This window comes from Micromonospora sp. NPDC048930 (assembly GCF_043197935.1).
In the GTDB taxonomy this organism is placed as follows: Bacteria; Actinomycetota; Actinomycetes; order Mycobacteriales; family Micromonosporaceae; genus Micromonospora.
On sequence record NZ_JBICUB010000005.1, the window covers coordinates 308,582 to 329,726 of the forward strand.

Consider the following 21,145-nt stretch of genomic DNA (forward strand, 5'->3'; position numbering starts at 1 on the left):
GGACAGCGTCCTGTCGGACGTTTCCGGGGTCTCGGCATAAGCTTGCCGACATGGCCTACGCCGCGCCGATCTTCGTAGACGACGTCCGCTTCTGGATCGAGCTGCTCCTGCTCGTCTTCGCCCTGGTCATCGAGGCCGTCTCCCTGGTGCACGCGATCACCCAGCGCTCCGACGCGTTCGCCGCGATCGGCACCCTGCCCAAGGGCGGCTGGATCGCGATCCTGGCGGTCTGCATGGTGCTGACCCTGCTCGGCGTCGGGGGCGGCGTGCTGAGCATCTTCGGCCTGATCGGCATCGCGGCGGCGCTCATCTACCTGCTGGACGTCCGGGTCGGACTGCGCGACCTGCACGACGGCCGAGGCTTCTGGTGAGAAGCTTCCGCTGGCCCCCGCCGCCCGACGGCGGCCCCCGAACGTGGGGCCCCGGCCCGGGGGCGCCCCGCACCGGCCGCCCCGCCCTGCCGGAGCCGGAGACCGAGCTGGTCACCACCCCGCACGGCGTACGGCTGGAGCGGCTGGTCACCGGCACCGGCGACCCGGTGACGGTGTTCGCGCACGGGCTCGGCAACGGCATCGCCACCACCCGTCCGTTCGCCAGCGCGGTCACCGGGCGGAAGGTCTTCTTCCAGTTCCGGGGGCACGGCCGCTCCGACTCCCCGCCCGGCCCGTGGAGCTACCTCGACCTGGCCCGTGACCTGCGGGCCATCGCCGACCTCGGCGGCGCCAGCCGGGCCTTCGGGGCCAGCCTCGGCGCGGGCGCGCTCTGCCGGCTGCTCGTCGAGAGCCCGGAACGCTTCGAGAAACTCGTCTTCTTCCTGCCCGCCGTGCTGGACACCCCGCGCGGCGAGGTGGCCCGGACCCGGCTGACCGACCTGCTCGACGCGGTGGCGGACGGGGACGCGTCGGCGCTGGCCGACGTGGTGTCGCTGGAGCTGCCGCCGTCGGTCCGCAACACGCCGGCCGGGTGGGCGTACCTGCGGCAGCGGCTGGACCAGCTGCTCCGGGACGGGCTCGCGCCGGGGCTGGCCAGCCTGCCGGAGCAGGCCCCGCTGCGGGACGCCAAGGCCCTCGGCCCGGTCACCGCCCCGGCGCTGGTCATCGCCTGCGCCGGCGACGACCTGCACCCGGTGTCGGTCGCCGAGCGGTTGGCCGCCGCCCTCCCGCACGCGACCCTGCACGTCTACGACCGGCCGGGCGTGCTCTGGACGGAACGCGCCGACCTGCGGGAGCGGATCTCGACGTTCCTCAACGGGTAACCTCCCCGTCCATGGGCGTCACACACCACGGCCGTACGCACCGCCTCGACCTCGCCGACCCCACCCTGCGGGAGTGGGCGTGCACGGTGCTGGCGGCTGATCCCGAGCAGGGCATCGTGCTGGACCGGTCGGCCTTCTACCCGGGCGGTGGCGGGCAGCCGCCGGACCACGGGGTGCTGCTCTGGCAGGGCGCGCAGACCCGGATCGTGGGCACCCGCAAGGGTGACGACCTGTGGCTGATCCCGGCCGAGGGTGACCCGTTGCCGCCGGCCGGTACGGCGGTCACCGGCGCGGTCGAGGACGCCCGGCGGACCATGCTGATGCGTACCCACTCGGGGTTGCACGTGCTCTGCGGGGTGGTCTTCCGCGACTTCGGCGCGCTGGTCACCGGCGGCAACATGGAGCCCGGCGAGGCCCGGATGGACTTCAACCTTCCCGAGGTGCCGCCGGACTTCAAGTCCCGGATCGAGGAGCTGGTCAACGCCGAGGTGGCCGCGGACCGGGCGGTCGCGGTCCGGGTGCTGCCCCGAGGCGAGGCGCTGGCCCTGCCGGACATCATCCGTACCCAGTCCAACCTGATCCCGCCGGACGAGCAGGAGGTCCGCATCGTCGACATCGTCGGGCTGGACGTGCAGGCCGACGGCGGCACCCACGTCGCCTCCACCGCCCAGATCGGCAAGGTCCAGGTGGTCAAGGTGGAGAGCAAGGGGCGGGCCAACCGCCGGGTCAGGGTGCGACTGGTCGACTGAGGTCGGTCCGCGCAGCGAGCGGTCAGCGCGGCAGGTGGGCGGCCCGGACGTCGAGCAGCCAGCGCTCCACGGCCTCCTCGTCCGGCCGGTCCGGCAACGGCGTACGGATCCGGTCGAAGTCCCGCTGGGCCGCCGCGACCAGCGCCTCGGCCTCGTCCAGCGCGCCGCCCGCGACCCGCTCGCCGAAGGCCCGGAACCACTCCGGGTCGGCCAGCCGGATCTCCAGCTCGCCGGTCTCGTAGAGCACCCGCCCCTGGTGCAGCAGCCGGGCCAGGTGCCGGGCGTGCTTCGCCGAACGCTGCCGCCCACCCGTGGAGGCATCGCGGGTGGTCAGCTTGCGGAACTGCTGGGTGGCGTAGCCGAGGTAGGCGTCCCGCACCCGGGGCGCGCTGAGGAAGGCCGCGCGGATCCCGATGAGCCGCTCGCCGAACTCAGTCCGGGTCTCGTAGCAGTCGTCCGGCAGCCACATCAGCTCGGTCGCGGTGGGGTTGCCGCTCAACGCCAGGAGGACGTACTTCCTCGCCTCGTGCAGGGTGACGTCCGGGTCGGTGGTGACCACCGACTCCCGCGGCGGGTGCAGGCCGTGGAAGGCCACCGTGGGCGCGGCGAAGACGCCGATCCGGTCCACGTCCGAGCCGGGGCCGGCCAGCCCGTACGCGACCGAGCCGACGATGCCGGAGAGCAGCAGGTGCATGCGGCCATGATGGCGGATCCGGATCACCCGGAAAATCGGACTTCGGCTGTCAGGTATCGGTGCCACGGTGGGGGCATGACGAAACCGCTGACAGGGAAGATCGCGCTCGTCGCCGGGGCGACCCGGGGCGCCGGCCGGCAGATCGCCGTCCAGCTCGGCGCCGCCGGGGCCACCGTCTACGCCACCGGCCGGACCACCCGGGCGCGCCGCTCGGAGATGGACCGGCCGGAGACCATCGAGGAGACCGCCGAGCTGATCACCGCCGCCGGCGGCACCGGCATCGCCGTCGCGGTCGACCACCTCGACCCCGGGCAGGTACGCGGCCTGGTGAAGCGGATCGACGCCGAGCAGGGCCGGCTGGACGTGCTGGTGAACGACATCTGGGGTGCCGATCCGCTGATCACCTGGGAGAAGCCGGTCTGGGAGCAACCGCTCGACGCCGGCTTCCGCACCCTCCGGCTGGCCGTGGACACCCACATCATCACCAGCCACTTCGCCCTGCCGCTGCTGATCCGCAACCCGGGCGGCCTGGTCGTCGAGATCGGCGACGGCACCAAGGAGTACAACGACACCGCGTACCGGCTCTCGGTCTTCTACGACCTGGCCAAGGTCTCGGTCAACCGGCTCGCCTTCACGCAGGCGCACGAGCTGGCGCCGCACGGGTGCACCGCGGTCGCGCTCACCCCCGGCTGGCTGCGCTCCGAGGCGATGCTGGAGCACTTCGGGGTCACCGAGGCCAACTGGCGCGACGGCGCGGCGAAGGAGCCGCACTTCGTCATGTCGGAGACGCCGGCCTTCGTCGGGCGGGCCGTGGCCGCCCTGGCCGCCGACCCGGACCGGGCCCGCTGGAACGGGAAGTCCGTGGACAGCGGCGGCCTGGCCCAGGTGTACGGCTTCACCGACCTGGACGGCACCCGCCCGGAGTGGGCGCGGTACCACGACGAGGTGGTCAAGCCCGGGAAGCCGGCGGACGACACCGGCTACCGCTGAGCCTCCGGCCCCACGTCGTAGAGCGCCGCCGCGCGGCGGGCCGCCTCGGCGAACCGGGCCCGCAGCTCGGGCGGGTCGAGCACCTCCACCTCCGGACCGAGCCCGAGCAGCACGGTGTACGCCACCGGCACGGACTCGACGGGCAGCCGGGTCACCACCCACCCCTGCCCGTCGGGTTCGCCCGCCCCGGCCACCGCCTCCTCGTACGCGAAGGGGGCCTCGGCCACGTACCGGAGCGCGCGCAGCCCGGCGGGGCTGAGCCGGACGGTGACCTCGGCCCGCAGCATGCTCCGCAGGAACGCCTCCGCCTGCTCCCGCCAGTACGCCCCCAGGTCGAAGCCCTCGTCGCGGTCGAAGGTGTCGTCGCCCGCCTCGACGCCGACCACCCGGTCCACCCGGTACGTCCGGTACCCGTCGCCGACCCGGCCGACCAGATACCAGACGCCGCTCTTCAGCACCAGCCCGTACGGCTCGACCGTGCGGGTCACCTCCCGGTCGCCGCGCCGGTAGCGCAACTCGACCACCCGGTCCCGCCAGACCGCGCGGGCCAGCTCGGCCAACCACGCCGGGGGCGTGGACTCCCGGAACCAGCCCGGCACGTCCAGGTGGAACCGCTGCCCGGTCCGGGCGGGCGCGTCCCGCAGGCTCGGCGGCAGCGCGGCGAGCACCTTCAGCTCGGCGGCGGCCACCGCGTCGGCCAGCCCCATGTCACCGGCCGGCCCGGGCAGCCCGGCCAGGAACAGCGCCTCCGCCTCGTCCCGGGTCAGCCCGGTGAGCCGGGTCCGGTAGCCGCCGAGCAGGCGGTAGCCACCGGCCCGGCCCCGGTCCGCGTACACCGGCACCCCGGCCGCGGAGAGGGCCAGCACGTCCCGGTAGACGGTGCGCTCGGAGACCTCCAGCTCGCGGGCCAGCTCGGCGGCGGTCATCGTCTCCCGCGACTGGAGCAGCAGGATCAACGAGATCAGCCGGGACGCGCGCACCCGACCATCCTGCCGGTCCGCGCGTCCCGGGGCGGGATGCGGTCGGCCACTAGGCTGTCCGGTCGTGGACGTACCCCGCCTCGCCGCGCCCGTGACCGGCGCCGTGTCCCGTTTCCTCACCGGCGCCGGCCTGCTGCTGCGCGGCCTCGCCCTGTACGTCCGCAGCCCCGGGCTGATGCTGCTCGGGATCGTGCCGGCGCTGATCTCCGGGGCGCTCTTCGTCGCCGCGTTCGCCACCCTGCTGTACTTCGTGGACGACCTGGCCGCGCTGGTCACCCCGTTCGCCGACGACTGGTCGGGGACCTGGCGGGGGCTGATCCGGGTGGTCGCCGGGTTGGCCATCGTGGGGCTGGCCGGCCTGCTCGGAGTGCTCACCTTCACCGCGGTCACCCTGGCCATCGGCGACCCGTTCTACGAGAAGATCTCCGAACGGGTCGAGGACCGGCTGGGCGGCACCCCGGGCGCGGTCGAGGTGCCGTTCTGGGCCTCGCTGCGGCGCAGCATCCTCGACTCGCTCCGGCTGGTGGCGATCTCCGCGCTGGTCGGCGTACCCCTCTTCGCCGCCGGCTTCATCCCGGTGGTCGGCCAGACCGTCGTCCCGGTGATCGGCGCCCTGGTGGGTGGCTGGTTCCTCGCCCTGGAGCTGGTTGGCGCGCCCTTCTACCGGCGCGGCATGCGGCTGCCGGACCGTCGCTCCCTGCTCAAGGCGGACCGGCCGACCACCCTGGGCTTCGGGGTGGCCGTCTTCCTCTGTTTCCTGATCCCGCTCGGCGCGGTGCTGGTCATGCCGGCCGCCGTCGCCGGGGCCACCCTGCTGGCCCGCCGGTCCCTCGGGCAGTCCGTCCAGGAGGGCTGACATGGAGATCAACCTGGTCGAGGGGGACATCACCGCCCAGCAGGTCGACGCGATAGTCAACGCGGCCAACTCGTCGCTGCTCGGCGGCGGAGGAGTGGACGGGGCGATCCACCGCAAGGGCGGGCCGGCGATCCTGGCGGAGTGCCGGGCGCTGCGCGCCTCCCGGTACGGCAAGGGCCTGCCGACCGGCCAGGCGGTCGCCACCACCGCCGGCAACCTGCCCGCCCGCTGGGTGATCCACACCGTCGGCCCGGTCTTCTCATCCCGGGAGGACCGGTCCGCGCTGCTGCGCGCCTGCTACGCCAACAGCTTGCGGGTCGCCGACGAGCTGGGCGCGGCGACCGTCGCCTTCCCGCTGATCTCCGCCGGCGTATACGGCTGGCCCGTCGAGGACGCCGTGCGCCAGGCGCTGACCGTGCTGCGGGCGGCCACCCCGACCCACGTCACCGAGGCCCGGCTGGTCCTCTTCGGGACCGGCCCGTACGCGGTCGCCGCGCGGATCGCCGAAGCCGGCTGAGCCCGGCCCGCCGAGAGCGGACCGGGCCGGCGCGCGCACGGGCGTCGACGCACCGGCTGATCTTCACGGAACCCTCTGCCGACGACCGGGCCCACGGCTGCCCCGGCAGGCACCCGCGCGAGGTGCTCGCAGGCGTGACGGGGGCCGGAGCGGGTAAGCGCTCGGTCCGCTGACCGGCCCTGCCCGGGGCGAACCCGAGGACATGAGGATGACGCCGCATCGGCCCGACCGACGCAGCCCCGCCACCCGCCGGGCGGCCGCAGCGATCCTGGCCTGCGCGGTGCTCGCCGGCCTGCTCCGCATGCCCTTCCTCTGGGCCGGGCTCGGCATGGACGAGGGGGGTTACGCGCACGTCGTACAGCAGTGGTCCCGGGGGGCCCGGCTGTACGGGGAGGCGTGGCTGGACCGTCCGCAGGGCCTGCTGCTGACGTACCGGTTCCTACTTTGGATCGACGACGAGGGCTGGACCATCCGGCTCGGTGCGGTGCTCGCGGGGCTGGCCATCACGGTGCTGGTCGGATTGATCGGCTGGCTCCTGGTTGGTCGTCGGGCCGGGGTCGCCGCGGCCGGACTGTACGCCGTGATCGGGGTCGCCCCCCACCTCGAGGGCTTCACCCTGAACGGGGAACTGCTCGCCAGCGCCCCGGCGACCCTGGCCGTGGCGGCCGCGCTGCTCTGGTGCCGGTACCGGTCGGCGGGTTGGCTCGTCACGGCCGGCCTCGCGGCGGGCGTCGCCACCACGATGAAGCCGTCCGGCCTGGACGGGATCGCCGTTGGTCTGGTCGTGGCCCGCCTCCGTACGCGGCGTGGGCGGGTGGCCGGGTCGCCTCCGGCGCTCTTCCTGGCTGCGTCCGCGCTACCGGTCGGGTTGTCCGCCCTGCACGGCTGGCAGCTCGGCTGGCGCGACTACTGGACGGCACTCGCCGGCTACCAGTTCGCCGCGATGGGTGGCGCCGCAGCCGGTCCCGGCGCCCGCTGGACGGACTTCACCGGTAGCCTCGGTCCCGCCGCTCGGGACCTGGCGGTCGTGGCGGCGGCTGCCGGCGTCGGGCTCTGGCTGCTGCGCGGCGCGCCGTCGGCGAGGTGGGTCCTGTTGGCCTGGCTCGGCGGCGCAGCCCTGGGCGTGAACCTCGGTGGCTCGTACTGGCCGCACTACTACCTGCAGCTGCTCCCGCCGCTCACGGTGCTGGCCGCGGCCGCGATCGCCGCCATCCGCCGGCCGCGGCTGCGGGCCGGGGCAGCCGTCATCACCCTGCTGCCCCAGTTGATCTGGCTCGCCGCGTTGGTGCCGGCCACCCCCGACGAGCGGCAGCAGCGGATCCCCTACTACGGCCTCGCGCGCCGGGACGAGCGGATCGCGGCGGCCATCCGCGCCGAGACCTCCCCGCACGACCGGATCTTCGTGCTCGTCTCGCAGAGCGACATCTACTTCCTCGCGCAGCGGACGACCGACTACCCGTACCTGTGGGGAAAGCCCATCGAGAAGATCCCGGACGCGCTGCCCCGCCTGCGAGCCATGCTCGACAGCCCGCACCGCCCCGCACTGGTCGTGCTGACCAACGACCCCGGGAAGGTGGACAGGTCCGGTGAGTTGGGCCGGATCCTCGCCGAGCGCTACCGCACCCGGCGGGTGGTGGACGGGGTTCCCCTGCTGGCCCCCGCCTAGCGGCTCGGGGCGCCGCGGCGGCGTGTGGCAGCCCGCCGCCCGTCGGGACCGGTGCGCCTGAACCTGCCTAGGTCACCTCCCGCAGGCAGGACCACTGGGCGGCGACCGGCCGGTAGCCGAGCCGGGTGTTCACGGCCAGCATCGGCGCGTTCGCCTCGTCGTTCGAGGTGTACGCGGTGCGTACCCCCGATGTCGCGGCCCGGTGCAGGGCGGCCTGCTTCACCAGGCGGGCCAGGCCCCGGCCGCGGTGCTCCGGGACGGTGCCGGTGAAGTCCGACCACATCCGGTCGCCGTCGCGCAGCACCAGGCTGTAGGCGACCAGGTCTCCGTCGACCTCGGCCGCGACGCTGGACGCGTGGTCCAGCCCGACGTTGTCCCAGACGTCGTACCGCCAGGTCTCGTAGCTGAGCACGTCGGTGGCGAGGTCGCCGGGCTCGTCGGCGGAGGTGACCGCCTCCAGCTCGTACATCCGGCGCGGGTCGATCCCGGTGAGCGGGTGCAGGCGTACGCCGGGAGGCGGCTTCGGCGCCGGCGGGGCCGGGTCGAGAGCGAGCGCCGAGTAGCGCATCTCCCGGCTGGGCACGAAGCCGTTGCGCCGGGCGAAGTCCAGCGACTCGGCCCGGGCCCAGGTGCGGATCCGGCGTACGCCCAGTGGCCGGAGGTGGTCCAGCGCGCGGTCGAGCAGGCGGTGCCCCAGGCCGCGCCGACGGTGTTCGGGATGTACGTGCAGCAGGGCGATCTCGCCGACGCCCTCGGCGGAGGTGCGGACGTTGCGGAACGCGGACACCCAGCCGACCACCCGGCCGTCCGCCTCGGCCACGAAGGCCGCCCAGTCCTCGCCGGGCGGCGGTTCGGCGATCATGCGGCGGGTGGACTCGACGCCGCGCACCAGGTACGGGTGGACCACCGTACGCAGCGCCACCACGGCGGGCGCGTCGTCGGGACGGGCGGGACGGATCACTGACACGGGCCGACCGTAGCCGTGGCCCCGCGGTGCGTGCGACAGGTTAAACACCACTTTCGCCTCCTCGTAGAGAAAGTTCCGCTCGCACCATCAGAAGTTTTGTCGATGGGCTCTGTCCTTTGTGTTTCGGGGCCGTTAAGGTCCGCGTAGATGTTGGTCGATCGGGTGAGGAGGCGCCGTGTCCCGTACACCGCTACGCCGTCTGCTGTCGGCAGCGCTCGGTGCGCTGCTGGCGCTGCCGATAGCCGGGAGTCTGTCGACGCCGGCCGCGGCGGCCGAGTCGAGCTTCCGGGCCCTGGTCTTCTCCAAGACCGCGGGCTTCCGGCACGATTCGATCCCGGCCGGGATCGCGGCGATCCAGAAGCTCGGGCAGGAGAACAACTTCGCGGTCGACGCGACCGAGGACGCCGGAGCGTTCACCGACGCGAACCTGGCCCGGTACGACGTGGTGGTCTGGCTCTCCACCACCGGCGACGTGCTCGACGGCGACCAGCAGGCGGCCTTCGAGCGGTACATCCGCTCCGGCGGCGGGTACGCGGGCGTGCACGCCGCCTCGGACACCGAGTACGAGTGGCCGTGGTACGGCAAGCTCGTCGGCGCGTACTTCAACTCCCACCCGGCCATCCAGCAGGCCACGGTCAAGGTGGACGACCACGTGCACCCGTCCACCGAGCCGCTGCCGGACCGGTGGGTCCGTACCGACGAGTGGTACAACTACCGCGCCGACCCGCGCGGCAAGGTGCACGTGCTCGCGGCCCTCGACGAGCGGTCGTACGGCCCGGGGACGGGCGCGATGGGCACCAGCCACCCGATCGCCTGGTGCCAGCAGTACGACGGCGGCCGGTCCTGGTACACCGGCGGCGGCCACACCGACGCCTCGTACACCGAGCCGGAGTTCCTCAAGCACCTGCTCGGCGGGATCAAGACGGCCGCCGGGGCCGTGCCGGCGGACTGCGGGGCGACCGTCGACGACAACTTCGCGCAGGTCACCCTCGCCAAGGGCGTGGACACCACCGGCGAGCCGATGAACCTCGCGGTGCTGCCCGACCGACGGGTGCTGCACACCTCCCGTGACGGTCGGGTCTTCCTCACCACGCCGCAGGGCGTGACCAGCCTCGCCGGCCGGGTCCCGGTCTACAACCACGACGAGGACGGGTTGCAGGGCATCGGGGTCGACCCCGGGTTCGCCACCAACGGCTGGATCTACCTCTACTACGCGCCACCGCTGAACACCCCCGAGGGGGACGCGCCGAACGACGGCACCAGCGCCGACTTCGCCCCCTTCGACGGGGTCAACCGGCTGTCCCGGTTCACGCTCAATGGCGGCACCCTGGACCTGGCCAGCGAGCAGAAGATCCTCGAAGTGCCCGCCAACCGGGGCATCTGCTGCCACGCCGGTGGCGACATCGCCTTCGACGCGGCCGGCAACCTCTACCTCTCCACCGGCGACGACACCAACCCGTTCGCCTCCAATGGCTACAACCCGATCGACGAGCGGGCCAGCCGCAACCCGGCCTACGACGCGCAGCGTTCCTCGGCCAACCCCAACGACCTGCGCGGCAAGGTGCTGCGCATCAAGGTGGCCGCCGACGGCAGCTACCGGGCGCCGGAGGGCAACCTCTTCCCGGCCGGCACCGCCGGCACCCGCCCCGAGATCTACGCGATGGGCTTCCGCAACCCGTTCCGCTTCACCGTCGACCCGGAGACCGGCTGGCTCTACCTCGGTGAGTACGGCCCGGACGCCGGCGCCGCCGACCCGAACCGCGGCCCGGCCGGGATGGTGGAGTTCAACCAGATCCGCGGCCCCGGCAACTTCGGGTGGCCGTATTGCGTCGGTCCGAACGTCGCGTACAACGACTACGACTTCGCCACCGGGACCTCCGGGCCGAAGTTCGACTGCGCCGCCCCCCGGAACACCTCGCCGCACAACACCGGCAAGCAGGACCTGCCGGCCGCGCAGCCGGCGTGGATCGCGTACGACGGCGCGTCGGTGCCGGAGTTCGGCGACGGCAGCGAGTCGCCGATGGGCGGCCCGGTCTACCGGTACGACCCCGACCTGAAGTCGGACACCAAGTTCCCCGCGTACTACGACGGCACATTCTTCGCCGCGGACTGGGGCCGGGGCTGGATCAAGAACGTCGTGCTGGACGACGCCGGCCGGCCGCTGAGCATCAACCCGTTCCCGGAGCAGATCGTCCGGCCGATGGACATCGAGTTCGGCCCCGACGGCTCCCTCTACGTCCTCGACTACGGCAGCGGATACTTCGGCGGCGCGCCGGACTCGGCCGTCTACCGGATCGACTACGTCAAGGGCAAGCGCGCCCCGATCCCGGCGGTGAGCGCCGACCCGACCTCCGGCCGGGCCCCGCTCACCGTCACCTTCTCCTCCGCCGGGTCCCGGGATCCCGACCCGGGCGACTCGTTCACGTACGCCTGGGACTTCGACGGTGACGGCACGGTCGACTCCACCGCGCCCGACCCGACCTTCACCTACACCACGAACGGCCAGTTCACCGCCCGGCTCACCCTGACCGACCAGGCCGGCACCACCGGGACGGCGACCGTGCAGATCACGGTCGGCAACACGGCGCCGCGCCTCGAGTTCACCAGCCCGCCCGCCGGCGGCGTCTTCCAGTTCGGTGACCGGGTGCCGTTCAAGGCGACCGTCACCGACCCCGAGGACGGCGAGGTCGACTGCGGGACCGTGCAGATCGACTACGCCCTCGGCCACGACACGCACAGCCACGGGCTGGTCCAGACGCACGCCTGCGAGGGGGTGCTCGACACCGTCGCCGAGGACGGCCACAGCGCCGACGCCAACCTCTACGGCGTGGTCGCGGCGACCTACACCGACCGGGGTGCGGCGGGCGTGCCGCCACTCACCGGGCAGACCCGGCTGGTCCTCCAGCCCCGGGTGCGGCAGGGCGAGCACCTCACCGAGGCCAACGGGATCCAGGTCGTCGACGCGGGCACCGCGCACGGCGGGAAGCGCGTCGGATACATCGACAACGGCGACTGGATCGCGTTCGACACGTACAACCTGACCGGCATCACCGGGGTCCAGGCCCGGGTCTCCTCCGGTGGGGGCGGCGGCACCCTGGAGTTCCGGACCGACCGGCCGGACGGCCCGCTGGTCGCCAGCATGGCCGTGGCGAACACCGGCGGCTGGGACACCTACGTCGACAGCCCGGTCGTCCCGGTCGCCGACCCCGGCGGCACCCACCGGCTCTACCTGGTGTTCAAGGGCTCGGGCGGCGGGCTCTTCGACGTCGACGAGTTCACCTTCCACGGCAAGGGCGTGGCGTCGAGCACCCGCCCGGAGGTGACCGCCTCGGCCGACGTCACGCAGGCGGAGATCCCGGCGACCGTGCGGTTCACCGCCGCCGGCGCCGACCGGGACGGTGACCCGCTCAGCTACGCCTGGGAGTTCGGTGACGGCGCGACCTCGACCGAGCAGAACCCCACGCACACCTACACCGAGGCCGGCATCCACACGGCCAAGGTCACCGTGCGGGATCCGTCCGGACTGGCCGCGTCGGCCACCGTCACGGTGAACACTTACCGGGTGGCCCCGCCCTGCGCCGACCCGTCCGCCGAGGTGAACCCGGACGACGAGTTCACCGGCGAGGTCGTCGACCGGTGCCGGTGGACCGTGCTGCGCGAGGATCCGGCGCACTACCGGCTCGTCGGCGGGTCGCTGCAGATCGACGCGCTCGCCGGTGACATGTACGGCGGCGCCACCGACGCGAAGAACATCCTGCTCCAGGACGCCCCCGACGGGGCGTGGCAGGCCGTGACCAAGGTGACCATCGACCACACCGACACCTGGGAGCAGGCGGGTCTCATCGTCCACGGCGACGACCCGAACTTCGTCAAGTTCTCGTTCATCAGGACCGACAGCGGGGTACGCAACTTCGAGTTCATCCAGCAGCAGGGCGGCTCGCCGATCGACGGCGGCGCCGTCGATCGCTCGCCGAACCTGGCCGTGGACTTCCCGCACACCGTCTGGATGAAGGTGACCAGCGACGGGCGGACCCTGACCGCGGCGTACTCGACGGACGGTGAGCAGTGGACGACCGTCGGGCGGCCCCGGGACCTCGCCGCCGTGCCGAACCCGAAGGTGGGGCTGGCCGCCTTCAACGGCACCGGCAATCCGGCGTCGTTCGACTTCTTCCGGCTCGACGACGCGCCGCAGAACGCCTGCACGCCGACCGCCCCGGAGGCCGGCTGGACCAGCCTCTTCGACGGCACCTCCGCGAGCCTCGCGAACTGGAAGCAGGCCGGGCCGGGCGGATTCCTGCACGCCGCCGACTGCACCCTGCTGTCGTACGGCGGGCTGGGCCTGCACTGGTACGACCAGAGCTTCACCGACTACAGCCTGAAGCTGGACTGGAAGATGGCCGGGGACGACAACTCCGGGGTCTTTGTCGGGTTCCCGAACCCGGGCAACGACCCCTGGGTGGCCGTCAACCAGGGGTACGAGATCCAGATCGACGCCACGGACGCGCCGGACCGGACGACGGGGGCGATCTACAGCTTCCAGTCGGCCGACCTGGCCGCCCGGGACGCCGCGCTCAAGCCGCCGGGGCAGTGGAACTCGTACGAGATCGTCGTGCGGGGCCAGAGCATCCGGGTCTACCTGAACGGCGTGCAGATCAACCAGTACGTCAACACGGACCCGGCGCGGATGCGGCAGCCCAGCTACATCGGCATCCAGAACCACGGCAACGGTGACGACGTCTCCTTCCGCAACATCCGGCTCAAGGAACTGCCGGCGGACACGGCCGCGCCGACCACCCGGGCGACGACCTCCCCGGCCGAGCCGGACGGCGACGGCAGCTGGTTCCGCTCCGACGTCACGGTGACCCTCAAGGCCACCGACGAGGACAGTGGCGTGGCGCGGACCGAGTACCGGACCGGCGGCGGGTGGACCCCGTACACCGGGCCGATCCTGGTGGCCGGCGACGGCGAGCACACCGTCGAGTACCGCTCGGTGGACCTGGCGGGCAACGTCGAGGAGCCGCGGAAGCTGGTGCTCACGCTCGACGGGACCGCGCCGGTCTCCGCCGCGACGTTCGCCCCGCCGGGCGACGCCGGGTGGCACGCCGGTGCGGTGCCGGTCACCATCACGGCCACCGACCAGACGTCCGGGGTGGCCAGGATCGAGTACTCGCTCGACGGGGGCGCGTGGACGCCGTACACGGACTCGGTGGAGGTGCGCGGCGACGGCAGCCACACCCTCCGGTACCGCGCGACGGACCGGGCGGGCAACGTCGAGGACGTGAAGTCCGCCGTACTGAAGATCGACGCCACCGCCCCGGCGGTCCTCCTGTCGGGGGTGGCGGCCGGCGCCCGGTACGGCGACAGCCAGGACGTGCGGATCACGTACTCGGCGACCGACGGCACGTCGGGGGTCGCGTCGCTGGTCGGGACGCTCGACGGGCGGCCGATCCTGGACAACACCCTGCTGCCGCTCTACGAGCTGTCGCTCGGCGAGCACACGGTGACGGTGGTGACGACCGACGAGGCGGGCAACCGGTCGACCCGGTCGATCAGCTTCACCGTGACCACCTCGATCGAGGACATGGGCAACCTGGTGGACCGGTTCCGGGCCACCGGTTGGCTGTCGGCGGAGAGCGCGACCAAGCTGCACAAGCCGCTGGACCGGGCCGGCCGGTTCGCGACCCAGGGGCTCGACAGCCAGGCGGTACGGGAGCTCCGCTCGGTCCGGGAGCTGGCCGGTGACCCGAAGGTCGTACCCAACGCCGAGGTGCGGGCGGTCCTGGTCCGGGACGCGGACGCGATGATCGCGCGATTGTCCGGCGCGTAGCCGGCAGGTCGAGACGGCCGGGGCCGGGGGTGTCACACCCCCGGCCCCGGCCCGTGCCTGCCCTGGCTACGCCGACTCGCGGACGACGAGTTCCGTCGGCAGCAACAGTGCCTGCTCGACCTCCTCGCCCGCCGCGATCCGGAGCAGCTGCCGGGTCATCGCCCGGCCCAGCTCCACTATCGGCTGCCGGATCGTGGTCAGCGGCGGCTCGGTGTACGCCGCCGTCTCGATGTCGTCGAAGCCGATCACCGCGACGTCCGCCGGCACCAACCGCCCCGCCTCGCGGAGGGTCCGCAGCGCGGCGTGCGCCATCAGGTCGGAGGCGGCGAAGACCGCGTCCAGGTCCGGGTGCGCGGCGAGCAGCTGCCGCATGGCCGCGGTGCCGGACTCCCGGGTGAAGTCGCCGTACGCGACCAGCTCCGGCAGGCCGGCCTCGGCGACCGTGTTCCGGTAGCCCTCCAGCCGCTCGATGCCGGCGACCATGTCCTGCGGGCCGGCGATGGTGGCGATCCGCCGCCGACCACTCTCGATCAGGTACCGGACCGCCCGGGCGACCCCGCCGACGTGGTCGACGTCGACGTACGGCACCTCGGCCCCGTCCAGCGGCCGGCCGCTGCACACCACCGGGATGCCCAGCCGGGCCAGCTTGCCGGGGAGCGGGTCCTCGCCGTGCAGCGAGGCGAAGAGCACCCCGTCGACGTGCCGGCCGGTGGTGTACCGCTCGACCCGTTCGTGGCCGGCCGGCGAGCCGGCCAGCATCAGCACGAGCTGCTTGTCCGCCGCCTCCAACTCCTGGGCCGCCCCGCGGATGATCCCCGGGAAGACCTGGTCGTCGGAGAAGACCCGGGTGGCCGCCTCGGGCAGCACCAGCGCGATCGAGTCGGTGCGCTGGGTGACCAGGCTGCGGGCGGCGAGGTTCGGGACGTACCCGAGCTCCTCGACCGCCCGGCGGACCGCCTGCTGGATCGGTTCCGCGACCGTGGTGGAACCGTTGACCACCCGGGAGACCGTGGCCCGAGACACGCCTGCCCGCTTCGCCACCGCCTCCAGGGTCGGCCGTTGTGCCGTCGTCATCCCCGTCACCACCATCTCGTCACAGCCCGTTCCGGGAGATCACCTCCTGGTACCAGCGGGCACTTTCCTTCGGTGTGCGCCGCTGGGTCAGGTAGTCGACGTGGACGATCCCGAACCGCTTCCGGTAGCCCTCGGCCCATTCGAAGTTGTCCAGCAATGACCATACGAGATAACCCCGCAGGTCCACCCCACGGGCGATGGCCCGGTGCGCCGCGCGCAGATGGCCGTCGAGGTAGGCCACCCGGTCGCCGTCGGCCACCCCGCCAGCCTCGCCGGCGCCCTTCCGGTCGGCGAAGGCCGCGCCGTTCTCCGTGATGACCAGCGGCAGCCCGGGGTAGTCGGCCGCGACCCGCTCCAGCAGCCGGGTGAGGCCGGCCGGCTCGATCATCCAGCCCATGTCGGTCAGCGGCCCGGCCGGCGGCAGGAACTCCACCCTGCCCTCGCTGCCCGGGTACGCGCCGCCGCCCGCGCCGCCCGGCCGGCCGGCGACGTAGCTGGGGGAGTAGTAGTTGATCCCGAGCAGGTCGAGCGGCGCGGCGATCAGCTTCTCGTCCCCGTCCCGGATGAAGTCCGGCTCGACCATCCCGCTCAGGTGCGCCAGCACGTCGTCCGGGTAGCCGGCGCCCGTCAGCGGGTCGAGGAAGATCCGGTTCTGCAGGCCGTCGATCAGCCGTACCGCAGCGGCGTCCGCCGCGCTGTCGGGGTCCGCCGGCTGCACGTCGGCCAGGTTGAGGGTGATCCCCAGGATCTCCGCGCCGGCCGCGCGCAGCGCCCGGGCGGCCAGGCCGTGGCCGAGCAGCAGATGGTGTACGGCGCGGAAGGCGTCCCCCGCGTCCGTCCGGCCGGGCGCGTGCATCCCGTTGCCGTAGCCGAGGTACGCCGAGCACCACGGCTCGTTGAGCGTGGTCCAGGTGCGCACCCGGTCACCGAGTCGCCGGTGCACGGCGATCGCGTAGTCGGCGAAGTGCTCGGCGGTCTCCCGGACGGTCCACCCGCCCCGGTCCTCCAGCGCCTGCGGCAGGTCCCAGTGGTAGAGCGTGACGAACGGGTCGATGCCCCGGCCCAGCAGGGTGTCCACCAGCCGGTCGTAGAAGTCCAGACCGCGCGGGTTGACCGGACCGGTGCCGTCGGGCCGGATCCGCGGCCAGGCGATCGAGAAGCGGTACGCCGCGAGGCCCAGCTCCGCCATCAGCGCCACGTCGTCGGCGTACCGGTGGTAGTGGTCGCAGGCCACGTCGCCGGTGTGCCCCTGGAACACCTTTCCCGGCGTACGGCTGAAGGTGTCCCAGATGGACGGGCCGCGACCGTCCTCCCGGGCGGCGCCCTCGATCTGGTACGCGGCGGTGGCCGCACCCCAGACGAAGCCTTCGGGGAACCGCAGCTCACTCACGCCTTGACCGCACCTTCCATGATGCCGCCGATGATCTGGCGGCCGAACACGATGAACACCAGCAGCAGGGGCAGGGTGGCGATGGCCGTCCCGGTGAACACCTGTGACATGTCCTGGTAGTAGCCGTCGGACAGGGCCCGCAGCGACAGCTGCACGGTGGGGTTCTCCGGATCGTTGAGCACCGCGTACGGCCAGAGGAAGTCGTTCCAGGTGGTCATGAAGGTGAGCAGGCCCAGCACCGCGGCGGCCGGGCGCAGCGCCGGCAGCACCACGTTCCAGTAGATCCGCGCGGTGTTGCAGCCGTCCACCCGGGCCGCCTCGATCAGTTCGGTGCTGACCGCCTGGCCGGCGTACTGGCGCATCATGAACACGCCGAACCCGGTGACCAGCGCCGGCACGATCACCGCGGGCAGCCGGTCGTTCCAGTTCAGCCTGGTCATCAGCAGGTACAGCGGGATGACGCCGAGCTGGGTGGGGACCATCATGGTGGCGACGATGACCAGCAGCAGCGCGTTGCGCCCCCGGAACCGCAGCTTGGCGAAGGCGAACCCGGCCAGCGTGGAGAAGAAGACCACCGAGACCGTGACCGTGCCGGCCACGATGGCCGAGTTGATCAGGCCGGTGAGGAAGTACGCGTCGGTGTTCTCGAAGAGCCGGGCGATGTTGGCGCCGAGGTTGCCGCCCGGGGTGACCGGGGGCGGGACCTGGCCCATCGCGTCGCTGGTCCGGCTGGCCACCACGAACATCCAGTAGATCGGGAAGATCGACAGGACGGCCGTGAGGGTCAGGGCCAGGTAGGTGAGCCGGCCGGCCGACCAGAGGCGGGTCATCGGGAGCCCTCCTTGCGGGCGCCGCCGCCGAGCCGGCGGAGGAGCAGGACGTTGACGGCCGCGACCACCGCGATCAGCGCGAAGAGCAGCCAGGCGATCGCCGAGCCGTAGCCGAAGTTGTAGTGCGGCGCGAACGCGTTCTCGAACATGTACATGGTCACCGTCTGCGACTCGCGGAGCGGTCCGCCGCGGATCGCGTTGGTGCCGGAGTTGAAGAGCCGGGGCTCGGTGAAGAGCTGGAGGCCGCCGATGGTGGAGATGATGACCGCGAAGATGATCGTCGGCTTGAGCAGCGGCACGGTGATCGACCAGAACTGCCGCGATCGGCTCGCACCGTCGATCGAGGCGGACTCGTAGAGGTCGCGCGGGATGGCCTGCATGGCGGCCAGGAAGATCAGCGCGTTGTAGCCGGTCCACCGCCAGTCGACCATGGTGGAGATGGCCACCCAGGAGGCGATCCGGTTGGCCTTCCAGTCGATCGCGTCGATGCCGACGTGGTCGAGGAGCCAGTTGATCATGCCGAATTCGCGGCCGAAGAGGACGGCGAAGACGATCGCCACCGCGGCGGTGGAGGTGACGTTCGGGATCAGCACCGCCATCCGCCACGTGGTCCGGGCCCGGAGCCGGCGGTTGAGCAGGTTGGCCAGCCAGAGGGCGGCCAGCAGCTGCGGGATCGTGGAGATGACGAAGATGCCGAGGGTGTTGACCACCGAGTGCCAGAAGTCCGGGTCGGCCAGGAGCTGGCTGTAGTTGTCGAATCCGACGAAGGGGTGGTCGGCGCCGAGCAGGTCCCAGTCGTGCAGCGAGACCCAGAACGTGTAGGCCAGCGGGTAGATCCCGAAGACCCCGAAGAGCAGGAAGAACGGGGCGATGTAGAGGTACGGCGAGTACTTCGTGTCGAAGCGGCTGAGCCGGGCGCCCCGGCTCGGGCGGGCGATGCGGTGCGCCGGTCTGACCGGCGGGCGGGCGTCGAGCTGGACTGCCATGGCCCGTGACTCCTTTCCGCCGTGCGGGCGGTACCCCGGGTCGCCGGGGCCCGCCCGCACGCCTGGCTCGGGTTACTTGGCAGCGGCCTTCTTGGCGTTCTCGACCGCGTCGGTCCAGCCCTGCTCCGGGGTGCGCTTGCCCAGCTCGACGGTGCGGACCGCGTTCTCCACCTCGGTGCGGACGGCCTGGTTCTTCGGGCCCATGTAGACCGGCTTCAGGCTGGTGGCGCCGGCGGCGAAGATCTTGCCGACCGGGGCGTTCGAGAAGTACGCGTTCGTCGAGTCGACGATCGCCGGATCCGCCAGCGCCTGGGGCGAGGACGGCAGCGGGCCCTTGGCCTTGAAGGCGCCGATCTGACCCTTGGCGCTCGTCAGGAACTTGGCCAGCTCGATCGCCTCGGCCTGGTGCTTGCTCTGCTTCGGCACGGCCAGGAAGGAGCCGCCCCAGTTGCCGCCGTTGCCGGGGATCTGGGCGATGTCCCACTTGCCCTTGGCGCCCGGGCCGGCGTTGCCCTCGATGACGCCGGTCATCCAGGCGGGGCAGGCGATGGTGGCGAACTTGGACTGCTTGAACGCCGAGACCCACTCCTCCGACCAGGAGCCGTACTTGCCGGAGAGGCCGGAGTCGATGATGTCCATCGTGGTGTCGTACGCCTGCTTGACCGCCGGGTTGCTGTCCACGACCAGGTTGTTGCTGGTGTCGTAGTAGCTGTAGCCGCTGGTGTTGCCGGCGGTCTGCAGCAGGATGGTGTTGAAGGTGTTGGTCGCGGCGTCGAGGAACGCGGCGCCGGTGTTCTTCGCCTTGAACTGCTCGCCGACCTTGATGTAGTCCTGCCAGGTGGGCCAGAGCCTGGACACCGCCTCGCGGTCGGTGGGCAGGCCGGCCTTGGCGAACAGGTCCTTGCGGTAGCACATGGCCATGCCGCCGACGTCGGTGCCGAGGCCGATCAGCTGCTTGCCGTCGGCGGTGAGGCCCTGGTTCCACTTCCAGTCGAGGAAGTTGCCCTTCAGCTCGCCGGCGCCGTGGTCGAGCAGGTTGACGAAGTTCTGCGGGTTGGCCTTGTACTCGACGAGCAGGCCCTCCTCGATGGCGACGATGTCGCCCGCGCCCTTGCCGGCGGCGAGCCACTGGGTGAGCTTCGGCGAGTACTCGTCCAGGTTGCTGCCGGTGCCCCGCTCGACGATCTTCACGTCGGGGTGGCTGGCCATGTACTCCTTGTAGAGGTCCTCGTAGCCGAACTGGCCGAAGACGTCGACGGTGAGCGTGACCGGCCCGTCGGCGGCGGCCTCGTCGTCGGCGCCACCGCAGCCGGTGGCGCCGAGCAGTGCGGTGGTGGCGACGAGGGCCACCGCCGCCAGGCGGCGGCGCGTGAAGGTGCCCATCTCTTATCTGACCCCTCTAGGTCGTTACGGGTGGTGGAGAGTGGTTTCCGGTACTCAGAGAGCGCTCTCACGAAAGGGTGGTGGCTGTCACAGGCTCCTGTCAAGAGAGCGCTCTCAGGCCGTTACGAAAATGCGGAGAGCGGCCTTCCGTCGGGGCAAGGCCGCTCTCCGCGTCGTGTCGTCCGGGCCGGTGCCACCCGGGGCGGGCGTCAGCCCACCCGCAGTCCGTCCAGCAGCCGCCGGTCGCCGGCCACCCCGAGAGCGTCGAAGCTGATCCGGCCCATCAGCGCCAGCAGCAGGTCGCTGGCGGTGCCGGTGACCTGGGCCCGGGCGTTGTGGTCGTCGTGGTCCAGGATCGTCGCGGTGTCCAGCAGGGCCACCCCCTCGCCGCGCAGCCGCAGGTACCAGTGCTGGGCCGCGTCCGTCGCGGCCAGCTGCACCACCCCGTGCCACTGGCCCGGGGTGATCCGCCGACCCGCCGGGAGCCAGGTGTCCAGCACCTCGCTCACCCCGTCGGCCGCGAGCTTGGCCTCGACCGGTTCCCCGGCGCCGATGGCGAGCTGGGCGTCCCAGCGGTGGACCGCCGTCTCGTGCGCCATCCGGCGTGGCCAGAACGCTGACTTCTTCGGCTGCGGCGCGAAGTTCCACGCCGGAGTCTCCGGGTCGAGGCTCTCGAAAAGCGCCATGAGCTGGTCGTACTCCTGCCGGTACCACTGTGCCGGGGTCAGTCCGGCCGGCGGCTCCGGGTCGCGCCGCTCCGGTCGAGTGGTCGTCCCGGCGGTCACCACCGTGCGGGCCCAGGCGTAGGTCCGGGTGAGGTGGTGCGCGAGGTCGGCGACCGTCCAGCCGGGACAGGAGAGCACCGGTGTCTCCGGGGGCGCCTCCGCGACGGCGGCGGCGAACGCGGGGCCCTCGGTCCGCAACGCGCCGATCCAGAAGTCCTTCGTGCCGTGCAGTCTGCTCATCGCAATCCTCCCGGGG

17 protein-coding genes are annotated in these 21,145 nt (G+C 72.4%); 8 read left to right on the forward strand and 9 right to left on the reverse strand.

Annotated elements, in window-relative coordinates:
* Positions 1–50: 50 nt before the first annotated feature.
* Genes ACGFI9_RS16125 through ACGFI9_RS16135 form a run of 3 tightly spaced genes read left to right on the forward strand, consistent with a single transcriptional unit; the run spans position 51 to position 2,004 of the window.
* The gene (locus tag ACGFI9_RS16125) at positions 51–371 is read left to right on the forward strand and encodes a DUF2516 family protein (protein WP_393178733.1); all 321 of its coding nucleotides are present in this window, start codon (positions 51–53) and stop codon (positions 369–371) included.
* Positions 368–1,255: an alpha/beta fold hydrolase gene (locus ACGFI9_RS16130; protein ID WP_393178734.1), complete on the forward strand. Its 888-nt coding sequence runs from the start codon at positions 368–370 to the stop codon at positions 1,253–1,255. Before ACGFI9_RS16125 ends, ACGFI9_RS16130 begins: the two co-directional genes overlap by 4 nt.
* An 11-nt stretch (positions 1,256–1,266) precedes the next feature.
* The gene (locus tag ACGFI9_RS16135) at positions 1,267–2,004 is read left to right on the forward strand and encodes an alanyl-tRNA editing protein (RefSeq protein WP_393178735.1); all 738 of its coding nucleotides are present in this window, start codon (positions 1,267–1,269) and stop codon (positions 2,002–2,004) included.
* 22 nt (positions 2,005–2,026) lie between these two features.
* Here the strand turns inward: ACGFI9_RS16135 and ACGFI9_RS16140 are convergent, their stop codons facing one another.
* Positions 2,027–2,716: a DNA polymerase beta superfamily protein gene (locus ACGFI9_RS16140; protein ID WP_393178905.1), complete on the reverse strand. Its 690-nt coding sequence runs from the start codon at positions 2,714–2,716 to the stop codon at positions 2,027–2,029.
* A 57-nt stretch (positions 2,717–2,773) separates the two neighbouring features.
* Here ACGFI9_RS16140 and ACGFI9_RS16145 point away from each other — a divergent pair, with 57 nt between their 5' ends.
* A complete protein-coding gene (locus ACGFI9_RS16145; RefSeq protein ID WP_393178736.1) occupies positions 2,774–3,688 on the forward strand; it encodes an SDR family oxidoreductase in 915 nt (304 codons plus the stop codon).
* Here the strand turns inward: ACGFI9_RS16145 and ACGFI9_RS16150 are convergent.
* Entirely contained in the window at positions 3,679–4,668 is a 990-nt protein-coding gene (locus ACGFI9_RS16150) for a helix-turn-helix transcriptional regulator (RefSeq protein WP_393178737.1), read from the reverse strand. The two genes, ACGFI9_RS16145 and ACGFI9_RS16150, sit on opposite strands and share 10 nt — an antisense overlap.
* 64 nt (positions 4,669–4,732) lie before the next feature.
* Here ACGFI9_RS16150 and ACGFI9_RS16155 point away from each other — a divergent pair, with 64 nt between their 5' ends.
* The 3 genes from ACGFI9_RS16155 to ACGFI9_RS16165 all read left to right on the forward strand — a co-directional run bounded on the left by ACGFI9_RS16155 (position 4,733) and on the right by ACGFI9_RS16165 (position 7,707).
* Positions 4,733–5,524, forward strand: coding sequence for an EI24 domain-containing protein (locus ACGFI9_RS16155; protein WP_393178738.1), 792 nt, complete (start codon positions 4,733–4,735; stop codon positions 5,522–5,524).
* Position 5,525: 1 nt separating this feature from the next.
* Positions 5,526–6,041, forward strand: a complete 516-nt coding sequence (locus ACGFI9_RS16160) for an O-acetyl-ADP-ribose deacetylase (protein WP_393178739.1) — start codon at positions 5,526–5,528, stop codon at positions 6,039–6,041.
* A 208-nt stretch (positions 6,042–6,249) separates the two neighbouring features.
* Positions 6,250–7,707, forward strand: a complete 1,458-nt coding sequence (locus tag ACGFI9_RS16165) for a hypothetical protein (RefSeq protein WP_393178740.1) — start codon at positions 6,250–6,252, stop codon at positions 7,705–7,707.
* A 67-nt stretch (positions 7,708–7,774) separates the two neighbouring features.
* On the opposite strand, the gene ACGFI9_RS16170 is transcribed toward ACGFI9_RS16165, so the two are convergent.
* A complete protein-coding gene (locus ACGFI9_RS16170; protein WP_393178741.1) occupies positions 7,775–8,674 on the reverse strand; it encodes a GNAT family N-acetyltransferase in 900 nt (299 codons plus the stop codon).
* A 175-nt stretch (positions 8,675–8,849) separates the two neighbouring features.
* Here ACGFI9_RS16170 and ACGFI9_RS16175 point away from each other — a divergent pair, with 175 nt between their 5' ends.
* Positions 8,850–14,501 carry a ThuA domain-containing protein gene (locus ACGFI9_RS16175; protein ID WP_393178742.1) on the forward strand — a complete coding sequence of 1,884 codons (5,652 nt, stop codon included), beginning with the start codon at positions 8,850–8,852 and terminating at the stop codon, positions 14,499–14,501.
* A gap of 66 nt (positions 14,502–14,567) precedes the next feature.
* Here the strand turns inward: ACGFI9_RS16175 and ACGFI9_RS16180 are convergent, their stop codons facing one another.
* The 6 genes from ACGFI9_RS16180 to ACGFI9_RS16205 form a co-directional block, all read right to left on the reverse strand.
* Positions 14,568–15,575 (reverse strand): LacI family DNA-binding transcriptional regulator, encoded by a 1,008-nt coding sequence (locus ACGFI9_RS16180; RefSeq protein WP_393178743.1) that lies wholly within the window; start codon positions 15,573–15,575, stop codon positions 14,568–14,570.
* 19 nt (positions 15,576–15,594) lie between these two features.
* The gene (locus tag ACGFI9_RS16185; protein ID WP_393178744.1) at positions 15,595–16,965 is read right to left on the reverse strand and encodes a GH1 family beta-glucosidase; all 1,371 of its coding nucleotides are present in this window, start codon (positions 16,963–16,965) and stop codon (positions 15,595–15,597) included.
* Entirely contained in the window at positions 16,962–17,795 is an 834-nt protein-coding gene (locus ACGFI9_RS16190) for a carbohydrate ABC transporter permease (protein ID WP_393178745.1), read from the reverse strand. The genes ACGFI9_RS16185 and ACGFI9_RS16190 overlap by 4 nt, the downstream gene beginning before the upstream one ends.
* The gene (locus tag ACGFI9_RS16195; protein WP_393178746.1) at positions 17,792–18,781 is read right to left on the reverse strand and encodes a carbohydrate ABC transporter permease; all 990 of its coding nucleotides are present in this window, start codon (positions 18,779–18,781) and stop codon (positions 17,792–17,794) included. Before ACGFI9_RS16195 ends, ACGFI9_RS16190 begins: the two co-directional genes overlap by 4 nt.
* Positions 18,782–18,853: 72 nt before the next feature.
* Positions 18,854–20,164, reverse strand: coding sequence for an ABC transporter substrate-binding protein (locus ACGFI9_RS16200; protein ID WP_393178747.1), 1,311 nt, complete (start codon positions 20,162–20,164; stop codon positions 18,854–18,856).
* A gap of 209 nt (positions 20,165–20,373) precedes the next feature.
* A complete protein-coding gene (locus ACGFI9_RS16205) occupies positions 20,374–21,129 on the reverse strand; it encodes a maleylpyruvate isomerase family mycothiol-dependent enzyme (protein ID WP_393178748.1) in 756 nt (251 codons plus the stop codon).
* Between the last annotated feature and the right edge of the window lie 16 nt (positions 21,130–21,145).

What these genes read in the sequence shown, in the direction of transcription:
- ACGFI9_RS16125 (WP_393178733.1), top strand. Translation starts at nt 51, where the DNA reads ATGGCCTACGCCGCGCCGATCTTCGTAGACGACGTCCGCTTCTGGATC.
- ACGFI9_RS16135 (WP_393178735.1), top strand. Translation starts at nt 1,267, where the DNA reads ATGGGCGTCACACACCACGGCCGTACGCACCGCCTCGACCTCGCCGAC.
- ACGFI9_RS16145 (WP_393178736.1), top strand. Translation starts at nt 2,774, where the DNA reads ATGACGAAACCGCTGACAGGGAAGATCGCGCTCGTCGCCGGGGCGACC.
- ACGFI9_RS16160 (WP_393178739.1), top strand. Translation starts at nt 5,526, where the DNA reads ATGGAGATCAACCTGGTCGAGGGGGACATCACCGCCCAGCAGGTCGAC.
- ACGFI9_RS16165 (WP_393178740.1), top strand. Translation starts at nt 6,250, where the DNA reads ATGACGCCGCATCGGCCCGACCGACGCAGCCCCGCCACCCGCCGGGCG.
- ACGFI9_RS16180 (WP_393178743.1), bottom strand. Translation starts at nt 15,575, where the DNA reads ATGACGACGGCACAACGGCCGACCCTGGAGGCGGTGGCGAAGCGGGCA.
- ACGFI9_RS16190 (WP_393178745.1), bottom strand. Translation starts at nt 17,795, where the DNA reads ATGACCCGCCTCTGGTCGGCCGGCCGGCTCACCTACCTGGCCCTGACC.
- ACGFI9_RS16195 (WP_393178746.1), bottom strand. Translation starts at nt 18,781, where the DNA reads ATGGCAGTCCAGCTCGACGCCCGCCCGCCGGTCAGACCGGCGCACCGC.
- ACGFI9_RS16200 (WP_393178747.1), bottom strand. Translation starts at nt 20,164, where the DNA reads ATGGGCACCTTCACGCGCCGCCGCCTGGCGGCGGTGGCCCTCGTCGCC.
- ACGFI9_RS16205 (WP_393178748.1), bottom strand. Translation starts at nt 21,129, where the DNA reads ATGAGCAGACTGCACGGCACGAAGGACTTCTGGATCGGCGCGTTGCGG.